General features: G+C 30.3%; 12 protein-coding genes and 1 riboswitch. Of the genes, 11 read left to right on the top strand and 1 reads right to left on the bottom strand.

Annotated elements, in window-relative coordinates; translation table 11 throughout:
* Window positions 1-3 precede the first annotated feature (3 nt).
* Window positions 4-561: a hypothetical protein gene (locus OREMA_RS0101955; RefSeq protein WP_018247610.1), complete on the top strand. Its 558-nt coding sequence runs from the start codon at window positions 4-6 to the stop codon at window positions 559-561.
* 34 nt (window positions 562-595) lie between these two features.
* Here the strand turns inward: OREMA_RS0101955 and OREMA_RS0101950 are convergent, their stop codons facing one another.
* The gene (locus tag OREMA_RS0101950) at window positions 596-1,486 is read right to left on the bottom strand and encodes a LysR family transcriptional regulator (protein ID WP_018247609.1); all 891 of its coding nucleotides are present in this window, start codon (window positions 1,484-1,486) and stop codon (window positions 596-598) included.
* 121 nt (window positions 1,487-1,607) lie between these two features.
* Between OREMA_RS0101950 and OREMA_RS0101945 the strand changes: the two genes are divergently transcribed.
* The 10 genes from OREMA_RS0101945 (at window position 1,608) to OREMA_RS17005 (ending at window position 16,064) form a co-directional block, all read left to right on the top strand.
* Entirely contained in the window at window positions 1,608-2,618 is a 1,011-nt protein-coding gene (locus OREMA_RS0101945) for a YeiH family protein (RefSeq protein ID WP_018247608.1), read from the top strand.
* A 131-nt stretch (window positions 2,619-2,749) separates the two neighbouring features.
* Entirely contained in the window at window positions 2,750-3,166 is a 417-nt protein-coding gene (locus OREMA_RS18140) for an HPr family phosphocarrier protein (protein WP_018247607.1), read from the top strand.
* Window positions 3,167-3,437: 271 nt separating this feature from the next.
* On the top strand, window positions 3,438-4,673 hold the full coding sequence (locus OREMA_RS17010) for an EAL domain-containing protein (RefSeq protein ID WP_018247606.1): 1,236 nt from the start codon (window positions 3,438-3,440) through the stop codon (window positions 4,671-4,673).
* Window positions 4,674-5,286: 613 nt separating this feature from the next.
* Complete coding sequence (locus OREMA_RS0101930; protein WP_018247605.1) at window positions 5,287-6,855, top strand: alkaline phosphatase; 1,569 nt, start codon at window positions 5,287-5,289, stop codon at window positions 6,853-6,855.
* A gap of 106 nt (window positions 6,856-6,961) precedes the next feature.
* Window positions 6,962-8,131, top strand: coding sequence for a YibE/F family protein (locus OREMA_RS0101925; RefSeq protein WP_018247604.1), 1,170 nt, complete (start codon window positions 6,962-6,964; stop codon window positions 8,129-8,131).
* Window positions 8,132-8,263: 132 nt separating this feature from the next.
* A complete protein-coding gene (locus OREMA_RS0101920; protein ID WP_018247603.1) occupies window positions 8,264-10,042 on the top strand; it encodes an EAL domain-containing protein in 1,779 nt (592 codons plus the stop codon).
* Between the two features lie 415 nt (window positions 10,043-10,457).
* Window positions 10,458-11,906: an alkaline phosphatase gene (locus OREMA_RS0101915; RefSeq protein ID WP_018247602.1), complete on the top strand. Its 1,449-nt coding sequence runs from the start codon at window positions 10,458-10,460 to the stop codon at window positions 11,904-11,906.
* A gap of 77 nt (window positions 11,907-11,983) precedes the next feature.
* Complete coding sequence (locus OREMA_RS0101910; RefSeq protein WP_018247601.1) at window positions 11,984-13,111, top strand: YibE/F family protein; 1,128 nt, start codon at window positions 11,984-11,986, stop codon at window positions 13,109-13,111.
* 66 nt (window positions 13,112-13,177) lie between these two features.
* A riboswitch (SAM riboswitch) is annotated at window positions 13,178-13,283 on the top strand.
* Window positions 13,284-13,353: 70 nt separating this feature from the next.
* Window positions 13,354-14,271 carry a homoserine O-acetyltransferase MetA gene (gene metA / locus OREMA_RS0101905; protein ID WP_018247600.1) on the top strand — a complete coding sequence of 306 codons (918 nt, stop codon included), beginning with the start codon at window positions 13,354-13,356 and terminating at the stop codon, window positions 14,269-14,271.
* Between the two features lie 230 nt (window positions 14,272-14,501).
* Window positions 14,502-16,064: a metallophosphoesterase family protein gene (locus OREMA_RS17005; RefSeq protein WP_018247599.1), complete on the top strand. Its 1,563-nt coding sequence runs from the start codon at window positions 14,502-14,504 to the stop codon at window positions 16,062-16,064.
* Window positions 16,065-16,093: the final 29 nt, after the last annotated feature.

Raw genomic sequence — 16,093 nt, 5'->3', positions numbered from 1 at the left:
TAGATGAAGAAGAAGTTATTAGTATTTGTTATGTTATTGATCTTACTTAGTAGTTGGACTATCTTGGCTATGAGTTCTTCTAAAGATATGGATAAGACTTTAGTAGAGGGATATCAAACATTAAAAGGTCAAATTTATGAAGAAGGTACTGCTACAATGAGCTTCTTAATTTTTAGAGGTCAGAATGGATATGATTATTTAATCAGTGGAAAGATTAAGAATAAGTTGAGAAGTTTAAAAGGCGTACCTGTAATGTTAACTGGGAAAGTATCAGATTTGAACCTAGAAGGAAAGTTAACTCAAGCTAAATTTGATGTTATTTTATATGATTTAGAATACAATTTAGAAAGTGAAGAAGTTTCTGTTTTAGGAAAGCTTGTAGAGGAGAAAGAAGCTTTAGTCTTAATCACTAAAAAACAAGAGATATTTAACTTAGATCCTACTACCTATCATTCTTTACAGAAACATTTAGGTAAAGAAGTAGTGGTTAATGGTTCTTTAAAGATGATTGATCAGTATCATGGAAAGATAAAGTTGAAATCATATCAAATTATAGAATAATGTTCAAGCAGGGTGTTTAAACACCCTGCTTTTTTCAGTTTAAATTAGAATAATCTTTGATATATTCGATAAATTTATTTAATAATTCAGTCAGGTTCTTATCCTTGTGATAGATAATATTGAATTGTCTCTTAAACTCAATATCTTTAAGGATTAACCTTTTGATGTTTCCTGATTGTAAATCATCTTTAAGGGCTACTTCTGGTAGAATAGAAATTCCTAAATTATTTTTAACTGCTTCTTTAATTGCTTCAATATTATTTAGTATATGCTTAGTTTTATAGGAGATGCTATACTTGTTCATTATCTTATCTATAATTTCCCTAGTTCCACTTCCTTTTTCTCTATTAATAAAAGCTTCTTTTTGAATATCGCTCTGTAAAATCTCCTTCTTTTTAGATAAAGGGTTTTCTTTAGAGCTAATTAGAAATAGTTCATCATTATAAAAAGGATCAAAAAAGATATCTTTAGAATTGATTGGTCCTTCTACTAATCCTAAGTCAATATCATTATTTAAGATTTTTTTCTCAATTACACTGGTATTATCTATGATAAAATTCAAGTTAATTTCTGGGTACTTAGTAGTAAATCTCTTAATAATGGGAGGAAGCAGGTAAGTTCCAATTGTCATACTTGCTCCAATTCTTAATTTACCGGTCTTCAGATTTGCTATATCCTCTAAATCATTTCCTGCTTCATCTATTAGTAACAGTATTCTTTTACTATATTTTAATAATCTCTTTCCTGCATAGGTTAAAATCAGCTTTCTATTTATTCTTTCAAAAAGTTTAATATTTAGTTTATCCTCTAAATCTAAGATAGTTTGGCTAATAGCAGGTTGTGTAATATAGAGTTGTCTTCCTGCCTCTGACATACTTCCTGTTCTGCAAACAGTAGTAAATATTTTTAGCTCTCGTAAGGTCATAATAATCCTCCTATAACTTATTACTTATACATTTAATAATATCATACTATTTTACTAATGCAAGAATAAATATTAAAATAAAATTAATTAAGAAGATAATTATATAAGAGGATGTGATAAAATGGCTAGTGATATTTCTAAGAAGGATAGTAGTACTTCACAAGGTTTAATAAGCTTATTTCCAGGGCTATTATTGGCAATTCTGATAGGGTTAAGTGCTAGATATTTATCTACTTGGATACCTAATCTAGGTGGGGTTACATTGGCGATTCTTTTAGGTTTAGTAATAGGGAATATATTTAATCTTTCTACTACTTATACTATAGGGATTAAATTTGCCGAAAAGAGATTGCTTTCCTTTGCAATTATGTTAATGGGATTAAAGTTGGAAATAAAGGTATTAAATGAATTAGGCTTATCTGCTATCTTTATTATTTTAATTATGGTATTTACTACTATTATGTTAGGATTTATTTTTGGAAAGTTATTAGGGCTTTCTAATGGATTTAGCTTATTATTAGGAGTAGGAAATGGTATTTGTGGTTCATCTGCTATTGCAGCTGCAGCTCCTATTATTTCTGATGAAGAAGAAGAGATAGGATTATCAATTGGGGTAGTAAATTTATTAGGAACCTTTGGAATTTTTATCTTACCTCTTTTAACTTATATATTAAACTTGACTGATGCAGACAGTGGGTTAATGATTGGCTCAACTTTACAGGCTGTTGGACAAGTGGTTGCTGCAGGTTTTTCTATAAATGACGAGATAGGAAAAATAGCTACCGTTGTAAAGATGGGAAGGATTTTAATGCTAGGCCCAGTTGTATTATTGCTTAGTATAATTTCTACTAAGAATAAGGATAAAGCTACTAATAAAGTATCTATACCTCCTTTTATTATAGGCTTCTTTATCTTTAGCTTATTGGGAAGTTTCAATATTTTACCGCTATATGTAGGTGACTTTTTAAAGTTTTTGAGTAAATTATTATTAACCATTGCTATGGCTGGGATTGGTTTGAAAATTAAATTATCTAGTCTTGTAAATCAGGGACCACGAGCTTTAGTAGTAGGTGTCTTAATAGTAATAAGCCAATTATCATTAGTAACTATCTTAATAAAATTTATTCTATAAAGATATAATCATCAATTTGCCCCTAATAATATTGACTTTAGTAAAAAAAGAATTGTATAATATAATCATAGTTATAAAATACCAATATGTGATACTTATTTAAGAAGTTTATAATTAAAAGGAGGGGCTTGATGATTGAAAAAGCTATAATATTTAGAAACAAGAAGGGGCTTCATGCACGTCCAGCTTCAATTTTAGTAGCAGAATCTAAAAAATTTGATTCTGAAATCAAGCTATTTAAAGAGAACAAGGAGGCTAATATTAGCAGTATTTTAGGTCTTATCTGCTTAGAGGCTAAAGATGGTGATAAGTTAACTATCAAAGCTGAAGGTAGTGATGAAGATAAAGCCATTAAAGTGATGAGTGATTTAATTGAAAATAAACTTGCATTAATTAATTATAAGCAATATAAGAAAAAGGTTGCAAAAGAGATAAATGATGAATTAACTGATTATAATGTTCCTAACCCTTCAGAAGTTATTTCTATGATTGGTAAAGGAGTTAGAAAAGCAATGAGATCGATTGGTATAGAGGATTTATCTGAATAGATAAATTTAAGATAAAAATCTTATAAACATTAAGCAGGAGGGGATATCCCCTCCTGCTTAATGTTTATAAATAGATATAAAATAAATATAATTTTATATCATAAAATCTGAGTATATTTAATTTACTGTTAATAAAATTGTAATATAAATTTAACAATAATATGAAATAATTTGTATGAAAACAGCAAATAATTAATTAATCTAAGTATCTTTAGTGAAAAATAAAAATATTTAAAGTGAAATTCAATAATATTGATTGGGAGGAAAGAGCATGGGATTAAGTGAAGAATCTATGTTAAAAGATTTAAAAGACATAATTGATAATAAGAGTATAAGAACTCTTTTCCAACCTATTATCAACTTAAAAACCGCCGAAATTTTAGGGTATGAAGCTTTAAGTAGAGGTCCTAAGGGAAGTTCTTTAGAGAGCCCTTTGAAATTATTTTCTTTAGCTAAAAAACATAATATGCTATTTAATTTAGAACAGCTTTGTAGAGAAAAGGCTCTTTTAAATACCCAGAATATAGAAGAAGGCAATAAGCTGTTTTTAAATATTGATCCTGGAGTTATTTATGATAGTAATTTTAAAGCTGGGACTACCAAAGAAATTATTAATAATATCTCAATTTCTCAAAATGATATAGTAATTGAACTGACTGAGACGACATGTATAGATGATTTTCAAGGGTTTAGGTTAGCCTTAAATCATTATACAGATCAGGGATATCAAATTGCTATTGATGATACAGGAGCAGGTTATTCAGGATTACAATCTATAGTGTCTATCTCATATAATTATATTAAATTAGATCGTTCATTGGTTATGAATATTGATCAAGATCCAGTTAAGCAGGCTTTATTAGAAACTTTTATGCGTTTTGCTAAAAAGATTAATTCTAAAGTAATTGCTGAAGGGATTGAAACGGTAGCTGAACTTGATATTTTAATCCAAATGGGTGTTGATTATGGACAAGGTTATCTAATTGCTAGACCAGATGCATCAATTCCAAAAAAATTAGATATTTCTGATTATATCTTAGCAAAGAATAATGAAAAGAATTTTCTTAGTCCTAAATATATTATTGGAAATATTGCTAGTAAAAGTCTTACAGTCAATATTGATAGCAAGGTTAATAGAGTAAAAAAAACGTTTAAAGAAGATCCAAAATTGTTCAGTTTAGCAGTTTTAGAAGATGAAAAAATAGTTGGTCTAGTAACTAGAAATCAGTTTTTAGATACTGAGATAGATCAATTTAAAGGTATTGATTCTATGCTTAAAGCCAAAACTTTAGTAGTAGATTTTAATACTTCAATTGAAGAAGTATTAGAGAAAGTAACTAAAAGGAATTCAAGAGATTTCTATGATTGTGTAATTGTAACACAAGATAATAAATATTTTGGGACAGTTTCTATTAAAGATATTTTAAGTTTTTTTCAGCAACTAAATTTGAATCAAGAGATAGAAAATGATGCTTTTAATAACTTTTCTAAACAAATAGTAATGTAGTTAAAAAGAGGAGCAGGTGATTAATCACCTGCTCCTCTTTTTGGTTATAAGCTAAAAAGTTAACAAAAAATTCATATTGTTTTAAAATGATTGTAATATTAATTTGCAATAATTACCTTGGGATCAAGAAAAAAGATAAAATATTCAATTGAATCCCTTAAAAGAACTATTTGACGCTCCAGGAGGCAAGCCTGCGTGGATTCCTTGTTCCTAGATACGAGCCTATTTCTGCTTAATATCAGTATTAAGTAAGAAACTAGGTCTTACAGTATCTCCGAAGGCTTACCTACGAGTTTTTATTAAAAACTCTTCGTGATGAATCCAATCCCGTACGCCCTACGGTACTGACGATTAAGGATTTCTGTGTACCTTGAATATTTTACGTGATAGAGGGGCTTGGTTATCGCTACTAATTCCTACCACAACTCTATATATTCAGTTTTTAGATTTACCTTAATTAATAGTAGTTTATCATAAATTAAAAGTAAATATGTATGGTTTTTATTAACAATAAACTAATATCAAATTAGTCTATTGTTGGTGCTTGTATCCTAAGGGCAAGCCCATCAGGTTTTACGCACAAATCTATAACAAAATAAGGAGGAGAAGAAAGTTGAAAAAGAATTTATTATCAAAAAGTATAGGATTTATATTAGTGTTATCTTTAATGTTAACTATGACGACTATGGCTTTTGCTGCAAGTACATATACTGTCAAAGCAGGAGATACTTTAGCAAAAATTGCAGCTAAGACAGATGTCAGTGTAGAGACTCTTATCAAAACAAATAATATTAAAAACCCTAGTGTAATCCATGTGGGTGATGTTTTAAAGTTAAGAGCTGATTTAGATGCACCTAAATATGTATTTTATTTCATTGGTGATGGTTTAGGACCGGCTCAACGTCAGGTGGCAGAATACTTCTTACAAGATCAAAATAAAAGTAATGAAAAGTTAGTAATGAATCAATTCCCAGTAGCAGGTATTAATACTACTCGTTCTGCAGATAGTTTAGTAACTGATTCAGCAGCAGCAGGAACAGCATTAGCTGCTGGATATAAGACTAATAATGGTATGATCTCTCAATTGCCTGATGGGACTAATGTGAAAACTCTTACAGAAGCAGCTAAAGAAAAAGGAATGGCAACAGGGTTAGTTTCTACTACTAGATTAACCCATGCTACTCCAGCAAGCTTTGCTACTCATATTTCTGATCGTAATCAAGAAAATGAAATTGCTGCCCAATATGTGGATAGTGGTGTTGAGTTTTTAGCTGGTGGAGGATATAGACATTTTGTAGCTAAAGATGGGGAATTAAAATCTAAAAGAAAAGATAATAGAGATATAGCAAGAGAATTTGTTGCTAAGGGATATAATGTTTTTGTTTCAGAAGATGCTACCAGAAGTTTTAGAAACTTTGTGCCAGAAGGAAGAAAGAAGGTAGCTGCTTTCTTTACTTATAGCCATATGCCTTATGAGATTGATAGAGATGTCAATAAAGTACCAAGCTTGGCTGAAATGACTGAAAAAGGTATCGATGTCTTAAGTAAATATAATAATGGATTCTTTATGATGATTGAGGGTGGAAGGATTGATCATGCTGCCCATGCTAATGATCCAGTAGGGATGATACATGATACCTTAGCTTTTGATAGAGCAATTAACAAGGCTTATGAATTTTATAAAAAGCATCCAGAAGAGACTTTAATTGTAGTAGCGGGTGATCATGAAACTGGTGGTGTTGGTTTAGGATTTGCTAAAAATTACTTCTTACATGTAGATGAATTAGAAAATGCTAAGGTTTCTGTTGCTGATGTATTAAATTATGGAGAAGGAAAGTATGATGGAAATAGAAGTAAATTCTTTAACTATATCGATGAGAATTTAGGTCTAGATAACTTAAGTAAAGAAGAAAGAGCTAAGATTGAAGATACTATGGATATAGCTGATAGTAATTCGCGAGTTTCTAAAAGTACTTATGGTGGATATGACCCAGTAGCAATAGCTACAACTCATATTCTTTCTGAAAGGGCAAACTTACAATGGACTACTTATGCCCACTCTGCGACTGCAATCCCTCTATCTGCTGTAGGTATAGGATCTGAAAGTTTTGGTGGCTATAAAGATAATACAGAAATTGCTAAGGCTATGGCTAAAGTAATTGAAGTAGAATTAAGTAAATAATTGATTAAATTTTAGTTGAATATTGTAGAATGTATTGTTTGAATAGGGGCGTATATATACGCCCCTATTCAGAATTTAAATTATTATAATATTGGGGTGTAGGTTTATGAAAAAATTTAGAAACTTTATTATTATAGGACTAATATTATTAATGATTGGATTATTTTTTATGAGTGTTGAAGAAAAGAAAAGTGATAATATTGAAGTGAAAGCAGTTGTATTAGAGACTGATAATAGTGAAATGATTCAATCAGGGATAGCAAAGATTGGTTTTCAGATGTTAAAAGTTAAAATTATAGAAGGAAAGTACCAAGATAAAGTAATGGAAGCTTCTAATAATTTAATAGGGAAGTTGGATATGGATAATTATTATAAGAAAGGTGATAAGATTATAGTTGCTTTATTAGAGAAAGAAAATAGAATCATTGCTGTTAAGGCAATTGATCTTCATCGCCAAAACTGGCAGCTATTACTTTTTGGATTTTTTGTATTATTATTAATATTATATGCTGGATATATAGGAGCTAAGGCCTTATTTTCTTTTGTAGCAAGTCTATATATAATTTGGAATCTTCTAATCCCAGGTTTGCTAGCAGGTAAAGATCCTTTATTATTATCTTCAGTAACTTTGCTCATATTATCAGCTCTTATTATCTTTGCAGTAGCAGGATTTAATAAGAAGGGGTTAGTAGCTTTTGTAGGAACGATCTCTGGTTTAGCTATTACAGTTTTGATTACTATAATTTTTGGTAATAGATTGGAATTGTTAGGGATGACCTCTCCTTTTGCAGAAACGCTATTATTTAGTGGATATTTGGATTTAAATATGAAGCATATCTTTTATTCTGCTATAGTTATTGGTGCTTCAGGTGCAGCCATGGATATAGCTATGGATATAGCTGCTTCAATGGAAGAGCTTAAGAGTAAAAAGCCTGAAATAGAGATGAAGGAATTAATTCAATCAGGATTCAATGTGGGAAAAGCAGTAATAGGGACGATGACTACCACTTTATTATTAGCTTATTCTGGTGGATATTTAACTTTATTAATGCTATTTATGAGTAAGAATACTAGTTTAAATAGAATGATGAATTTAAAGATGGTTTCTGCTGAAATTTTAAGAACATTAACAGGTAGTATAGGATTAGTATTGGTAGCTCCAATCACAGCAGTTTTTGCTGGCTGGATATATTCTATCGATTTTAAAGCCTTATTTATTAAAGAGTCTAAGATGATCATGATTAGGCAAAAATTGAAGGAATTAATAAAAAGATAATAAAATTAGCGATAATTATTAATATAGATAGGAAGGTTATAGAACTAATTTAAAAGTACTTACAAATATATGATCTGAGAGTAGAGATAGTTATTATGTGAGTTATAGATAGTAAGGGAGGTAGAGCATGGAATGTTTGATAATAAGAAAAAGGTTATATCAGAGAAACTTATAGCTAAAGAATTAAGAGCTATAATCAGAGATAAGGATATAAGGACAGTATTTCAGCCTATTATTAATTTGAAGAATGCTAGAATATTGGGATATGAAGCTTTAAGTAGAGGTCCAAAAGGTACTTTTTTTGAAGATCCTTTAAAAATGTTCTCTATTGCCAGAGAATATGATATGTTATTTGATCTAGAGAAGGTATGCAGAGAAAAAGCTCTTCATGTTGCTAGAAATTTAAAAGAAGATGATAAATTATTTATTAATATAGATCCTCATGTAATTTATGATCATAACTTTCAGGGGGGGATTACTAAAGAATTTATCGATTCACTTCCTATCTCCCATGAAAATATAGTAATTGAACTTACTGAGAAGACTTCTATTCAAGATTATAATGGTTTTAAAGCAGTGTTAGATCACTATAAAGATCAGGGATATCAAATTGCTATAGATGATACAGGTGCAGGATATTCGGGTTTACAATCGATTATAGCAATATCTTATGATTATATTAAGCTAGATCATTTTCTTATTCGTAATATTGATCAAGATCCACTTAAATTAGCCTTGTTGGAGGTCTTTATTAAGTTTGCTCGTAAAATCAACTCAAAAATAATAGCAGAAGGAATAGAAACAGAAGATGAATTAAACACGTTAATAAATATGGGAATAGATTATGGACAAGGATACTTTATTGCTCCTCCTACAATTAAGTTAAAAAGAGATTTAGGTATTAGTAAATATATTATTGATAATAATAAAATCAAGAAGAAATCATTAATAGGTGTTATTATTGGAGAGCTTGCCAAAAGAGAAATAACTATTAGTGAAGATACTAAGACTAATAAAGTAGTTGATATTTTTGAGAAACATCAAAACTTACAGAGTCTTGTAGTTCTAAAGAATAACAAAGCTATTGGACTAATAATGAGAGATAGATTATATTCTCGTCTGGGAACTAAGTATGGGTATTCAGTATTTATGGATAGGCCGATTAAACTAATTATGGATCAAAATCCTCTGATAGTAGATTTTAATACTCCAATTGAAGAGGTATCTAATCAAGCAATGAGTAGAGGATTTGATGATGTTTATGATTGTATAATAGTTACTAAGAATCAAAAGTACTCGGGGATAGTTTCAATTAGAGTATTATTAGATAAATTTTCAAAGATCAAGATTGAGCATGCTAAAAATCTAAACCCTCTAACTAATTTACCAGGTAATCTTATTATCGAGAGAGAAGTTAGTGAAAGAATTAATAATCAAGAAGTATTTTCAGTATTATATCTTGATTTAGACAATTTCAAATCTTATAATGATTGCTATGGTTACAAAAAAGGTGATGAAATGATAGATTTTACTGCACGAGTATTGACAGAAGCAGTAAAGCTTAGTGGAAATAAATCTGATTTTGTAGGACATATTGGTGGTGATGATTTTGTCATTATTACTACTCCAGAAAAGGATGAAATTATTAGCCAAGCTATAATTAATAGATTTGATAAAGAAGTTAAAAAATTCTTTAATAAAAGAGATATAGAATCTAGCTATATAATTACCAAAGATAGACAAGGTGAATTATCTAAAACCCCATTGGTATCAATTTCTATAGCTATTGTTAGTAACAAGAAAAGAAGGATTGATAGTCATCTAAAGGTAAGTGATATAGCTGCTGAAGTCAAGAAGTATGTAAAGGAAAAATCAGGTAGCAATTTTATGAGAGATAAGCGTAAAGGGTAAAATCAACTAAGATAATCGTTAATAATCTGGATAGCTATTAGGCTATCTTTTCTGTGTTTTTTGATCTCATGGTAATATGGATGTAAAGAGACATTTTTAGGTGATAGGAGTTAGGTCATAGGGGATAGTAAGGTCTTCCTACCTCCCATTTCCTAACGCCTAACTCCGAAACTGTCGCTTTATCTTTCTTAAAAGCTACCTTTAACTAAAATATATTCTAAATACTTTAAAATGATTTTTCATAATTGCAGTAATCAATAACTAATATTAGAAAAAATATGATTGGTTATTGAAATTTGGTATAATTAAAGGTAAAATTATGTTATAGAGTTGTTATTAGGAGGTGGTAAAGTAGATAAAAATATTAGATTATGGTCTTAGATTTATCAAAATCAACTTAAATAGGGGGAAGAGGATGTTTAATAAAAATTTAAAGAGAATATCTTTATTATTAGTATTAATTTTAGTAGCTTTTTCTTTTAGTATTTATGCTATGTCTTCAGCACCAGTAGAAGAGAAAGAAGGAAATAAAGTAGTTGAGCAAGGAACACCAAAGTATGTATTCTTATTTATTGGTGATGGAATGGCATCTTCACAACGGATGTTGGGAGAGTACTTTTTAAGAGCTAAGACTGGTGATCAAAATGCTAAATTAACTATGAATCAGTTTCCAGTAGCAGGAATGAATTCAACTTATGCAGCTAATACTTTGGTAACAGATTCTGCAGCTTCTGCAACTGCATTAGCTACTGGATATAAGACTGACAAAGGTATGATTGGTCAAATACCAGATGGTACTGCAGTAAAGACAATTGTTGAAGCAGCAAGAGATAAAGGAATGGCAACAGGTGTAATTTCAACTATGAGATTAACTCATGCCACTCCAGCATCTTTTTTAGCACATAATGAAAGTAGATATAATCCAAATCAAATCGCTGAAGATATTGCAGCAAGTGATGTAGATTTTTTAGCGGGTGGAGGATATAGATATTTTGTACCTAAAGACGGTGAATTAAAGTCTAAGAGAAAAGATGATAAAGATTTAGTAAAAGTATTTGAAGATAAAGGATATAAGAGCTTTGTAAATGATCCAGCAGGATTTAGAGATTATAAGCCAGAATCAGGGGATAAAGTATTTGCACCATTAACTTATAGCCACTTACCATATGAGTTAGATAGAGATCCTAAAAGGTTACCTAGCTTAGCTGAAATAACTCAAAAAGGGATTGAAACTCTATCTAAAAAGGATAATGGTTTCTTTATGATGGTTGAAGGGGGAAGAATAGATTATGCAGGACATGCAAATAGTCCAGCTACTGTAGCTAATGATATGTTAGCTTTTGATCAGGCTATTGCTAAGGCATATGAGTTTTACAAAAATCATCCTAAAGAGACATTGATAGTAGTAACTGGAGACCATGAAACTGGAGGTTTAGGTCTAGGATTTAAGAATGATTATTTCTTAAATGTAGATGAATTACTTCCAATTAAATCTTCATTAGATAAAATTAATTATAATGGAGATAGAAAAGCATTATTTACTGCACTTAAAGAAGATTATGGTTTAACTGACTTAAGTGATAAAGAGATAGCAAAGATTAAGCAGGCAATGAATTTAGAAGATGCTGGTAAGAAACCGGTTGACTATATGCCAGGTTTCATGAGTCCAGTTGATGCAGCAATTGCTAATGTTTTATCAGAAAGAGTCAATCTATTCTGGACTACTTATGCTCACTCTGGAACTACGGTACCATTAACAGCAGTAGGAGTTAGTGCTACTAACTTTGGTGGGTATAAAGATAATACAGAAATAGCTAAGAACTTGGCAGAGGTATTAGGAGTAAAATTAACTGAAGCTGAATGATTATAATCTAATTGAGATAGTTGGAATTCCAACTATCTCTTAATATTTAAACTTATTAAATAAATGGAGGATGTAAAATGAATACCTTCAAAATTAAAAAAACAGTAATAATTTTAGCTCTAATATTAATTATATCAATTTTTATTAATAATTTTATGGTAGATAGTAATGATAGTATTTCTGAAATTAAAGCTTTAGTTCATAAAGTAGATAATAGTGAGGTTATTCGTTCTGGACTAACTAGTATAGGATATCAAACTTTAGATGTAGAAGTTTTAGAAGGAAAGTATCAAGGTGAGGTCCTAGAAGCTACTAATCAATTTACAGGCTCGGCTGAGATAGACAATAGCTTTCAAAAAGGTGACAAGATACTGATTGCTATTAAAGAAAAGAATGGGAATATTAATGCAGTAAAGGCTATAGATTTGTATAGACAGAATTGGGAATTAATATTATTTCTTTTATTTGTCTTATTATTAATATTATATGCTGGTTTTACAGGTGTTAAGGCCTTATTTTCATTTCTAGCAAGTTTATATGTTATTTGGAGAATATTAATTCCGGGACTATTAAATGGTAAAGATCCATTATTATTATCTACTTTTGTAATTACAATTTTGTCAGCAATCATTATGTTTTCAATAGCAGGCTTTAGTAAGAAGGGAGTTGCTGCTTTAGTAGGTACATTATCAGGGTTATTTATCACTATGGGAATTACTATATTTTTTGGAGGAAAGCTAGGATTACATGGAATGACATCACCTTTTTCTCAAACTTTACTTTTTAGTGGGCATATGGACCTTAAGATTAAAGATATATTTTATGCATCTATAATTATAGGTGCTTCAGGTGCAGCTATGGATATTGCCATGGATATTGCCGCTTCTATGGAAGAGTTAAAGATAAAAAGACCAGATATGGGTATGATAGAGTTGATACAATCAGGATTTAATATAGGCCGTTCTGTAATTGGTACTATGACCACTACATTATTATTAGCTTATTCAGGTGGATATTTGACTTTGTTAATGCTGTTTATGACTAAGAATGCTAGTTTAAGTAGGATGATGAACTTTAAAATGGTATCGGCTGAGATATTAAGAACTGTGACGGGAAGTATAGGATTAGTTTTAGTGGCACCAATTACAGCAATTATTGCAGGATGGTTATATACATATGACTTTAATCTATTTTCCAAAAAATAGTATAGAATAATAGATTGACATAGTTAGAGAATTATGTTAATCTATTATTAAAAATAAAATAGATAGTTCTTATCATGAGTGGCGGAGGGACTGGCCCTATGAAGCCCGGCAACCTCCTTTTATTAGGAAGGTGCCAAATCCAGCAATACTAGATAGTATTGAAAGATAAGAAGAGCGGAAAAAATTCTCTTCTTATAAGAAGAGAATTTTTATTTTTTGATAAGAAGAGAGGAGTGAGAAGGATGCCGATTAATATACCAGATAATTTACCGGCAGCAGAAATTCTTGAAAATGAAAATATCTTTGTAATGAAGGAGAGTCGTGCTTATCATCAGGACATTCGTGCACTTAAAATATTAATATTAAATTTAATGCCACTAAAGGAAGTTACAGAGACTCAATTGCTTCGCTTATTGGGTAATACACCTTTACAAGTAGATGTAGTATTATTACATCCTGATAGTCATGAATCTAAAAATACAACAGAAGAGCATTTGAGTAATTTTTATAAGACTTTTGATGAGATAAAAGATCAAAAGTTTGATGGGATGATTATAACTGGTGCACCAGTAGAACAATTAGACTTTGAAGAGGTAGACTATTGGGAAGAGTTAACTGAGATAATGGATTGGAAGGTTCACAATGTAACATCTACTTTACATATCTGTTGGGCTTCACAGGCTGGACTTTATTATCACTATGGAATTCCTAAATACCCTCTTGAAGAAAAGTTATTTGGAGTTTTTGAACATACTATTAATAATAAGAAGATCAAACTTCTGAGAGGGTTTGACAATAATTTCTTAGTACCACAGTCTCGTCATACAGAAGTAAGAAGAGAAGATATTGAAAAGGTGTCTGAACTTCAAATTTTAGCTGAGTCTGAAGAAGCAGGGGTTTATATTGTAGCTAGTAAGAATGGAAGGGATATATTTGTTACAGGACATTCTGAGTATGATCCATATACATTACAATGGGAGTATGAACGTGATCGGAATAAAGGATTAGAGATTGCAGTTCCTAAAAATTATTATCCCGAAGATGATCCTAGCAAAGAACCCTTAGTAAATTGGAAGTCTCATGCTCATTTATTATTCTCAAATTGGCTTAATTATTATGTATATCAACAGACACCATATAACTTAAATGAGATAAAATAATTTAAAAAAGACGGAACCTTCAGGTTCCGTCTTTTTTATTGGATATATAAATCATATTCAAACTATAATATATATATTATAGTTTGAATAAAAGTCCAACAAGAAGATTGATATGTAATATTTAACAACTGATTAACTAAATTGTAATTTTTCCTTAATATATACATGTGATAATAGTAAGTAAGAAAATAATTTTTACATGAAGAGTTACTTTAAGGAGGGATTAATTTATGGTATTTAATAAGTTTAAAAGGGCCAATATTTTCTTGATAATAGTGATAGTCATAAGTTTATTCTTATTAGTAGGCTGTAGTGATGATAACAATGATCATCTAGAAAATTATAATGTTTCTGGTAGGATAACTTATGTTACTGAAACTGGAGAAAAAGTAGGTATTAAAGATGTAACATTAAAATTTGATCATACTGATGGCATAACTACAACTGATCAGGATGGGAATTGGAAGAAGAATAAGGTAAAGGATACTGATGTTATCACACCTGTTAAAGATAATTGGAGGTTTATACCAGAAACTAGAATGGTAAGTCAAGAATCTTCCTCAGTTGACTTTGTGGCTAGAAGAGAAGGAGAGTATAAGATAGCTGTATTATCAGATTTACATTACTTTGATCCTAGTTTAGGTATAGAAGGAGCTGCTTTTGAAGAATATTTAGCTCAGGATAGAAAATTAATTGCTGAGAGTCAAGCAATCTTAGAATCTATATTAGAATCTTTAAAGAAAGATATTCCAGATGTAGTATTAATTCCAGGTGATTTGACCAAAGATGGAGAGAAAATAAATCATGAACAAGTAGCAAATTATTTTACAGAACTTGAGAAGCAAGGGGTTCAAGTTTATGTTATTCCAGGAAATCATGATATTAACAACCCTCATGCTGTTAGATATGAAGGAGATCAAGCGGTTCAAATTGATACAGTGACAGCAGATGAATTTGCAAGTATCTACCAAAAGAATGGTTATTCTGAAGATGAATACCTAGCAAGGGATGAAAATTCTTTAAGCTATCTTGTAGAGCCTATTCAAGGGGCTTGGTTGATTGCTATGGATACTTGTCGCTATGATGAAAACGGAGAAGACCCAGTTACAGCTGGTAAATTTAAAGCTTCTACTCTAGAATGGCTAAAAGAGAAGATTCAAGAAGGAAAAAGTAAAGGAAAGACTGTAATTGGGATGATGCATCATGGAATAATAGAGCATTTTTCTGGGCAAACTGTTTTGTTTGAAGAGTATGTGGTCCAAGACTGGGATAATATATCCCAAGAATTAGCTGATTTGGGAATGGAAGTTATATTTACAGGCCATTATCATGCTAATGATATTGCTACAAAAACTACAGATAGAGGAAATAAATTATATGATATAGAGACAGGTTCTTTAGTTACTTATCCATCTCCCTATAGAATATTGACATTTAGCAATAATAAATTAAAGGTAGAGACTAATAAGATAATAGAAATAAATGATGATACTGAAGGCTTAGAATTTCAAGAATATGCAAAAGAATACATAGAAGAAGGTTTAGTAGGTCTAACTCAAGCTATGTTAAATGCAGATGGAGTTCCACAAGAGAAGATAGAGTTCTTAACCCCAGCAATTGTTTCTTCTCTAATAGCACATTATGAAGGAGATGAGGATTTTAATAATCTCGATACTAGAAATCAAGGAATAATTAAAAGTTTAAAGGATTCTGGAGATTCAACAGGAATTGTCCTATGGTCGATTTGGAATGATGATTCAGTTGATAATAATATTGAAATTGATTTAAAGTGACAAAATTATAAAAGGATATAGAAAGTTTA

The organism is Orenia marismortui DSM 5156, from assembly GCF_000379025.1.
Taxonomy (GTDB): domain Bacteria; phylum Bacillota; class Halanaerobiia; order Halobacteroidales; family Halobacteroidaceae; genus Orenia; species Orenia marismortui.
This window is presented reverse-complemented; position numbering and strand designations above follow the sequence as displayed.

Excerpts from the sequence above, each read along its gene's own strand:
- OREMA_RS0101955 (WP_018247610.1), top strand. The coding sequence starts at position 4 with ATGAAGAAGAAGTTATTAGTATTTGTTATGTTATTGATCTTACTTAGT.
- OREMA_RS0101950 (WP_018247609.1), bottom strand. The coding sequence starts at position 1,486 with ATGACCTTACGAGAGCTAAAAATATTTACTACTGTTTGCAGAACAGGA.
- OREMA_RS0101945 (WP_018247608.1), top strand. The coding sequence starts at position 1,608 with ATGGCTAGTGATATTTCTAAGAAGGATAGTAGTACTTCACAAGGTTTA.
- OREMA_RS18140 (WP_018247607.1), top strand. The coding sequence starts at position 2,750 with ATGATTGAAAAAGCTATAATATTTAGAAACAAGAAGGGGCTTCATGCA.
- OREMA_RS17010 (WP_018247606.1), top strand. The coding sequence starts at position 3,438 with ATGGGATTAAGTGAAGAATCTATGTTAAAAGATTTAAAAGACATAATT.
- OREMA_RS0101925 (WP_018247604.1), top strand. The coding sequence starts at position 6,962 with ATGAAAAAATTTAGAAACTTTATTATTATAGGACTAATATTATTAATG.
- OREMA_RS0101920 (WP_018247603.1), top strand. The coding sequence starts at position 8,264 with ATGTTTGATAATAAGAAAAAGGTTATATCAGAGAAACTTATAGCTAAA.
- OREMA_RS0101915 (WP_018247602.1), top strand. The coding sequence starts at position 10,458 with ATGTTTAATAAAAATTTAAAGAGAATATCTTTATTATTAGTATTAATT.
- OREMA_RS0101910 (WP_018247601.1), top strand. The coding sequence starts at position 11,984 with ATGAATACCTTCAAAATTAAAAAAACAGTAATAATTTTAGCTCTAATA.
- metA (WP_018247600.1), top strand. The coding sequence starts at position 13,354 with ATGCCGATTAATATACCAGATAATTTACCGGCAGCAGAAATTCTTGAA.
- OREMA_RS17005 (WP_018247599.1), top strand. The coding sequence starts at position 14,502 with ATGGTATTTAATAAGTTTAAAAGGGCCAATATTTTCTTGATAATAGTG.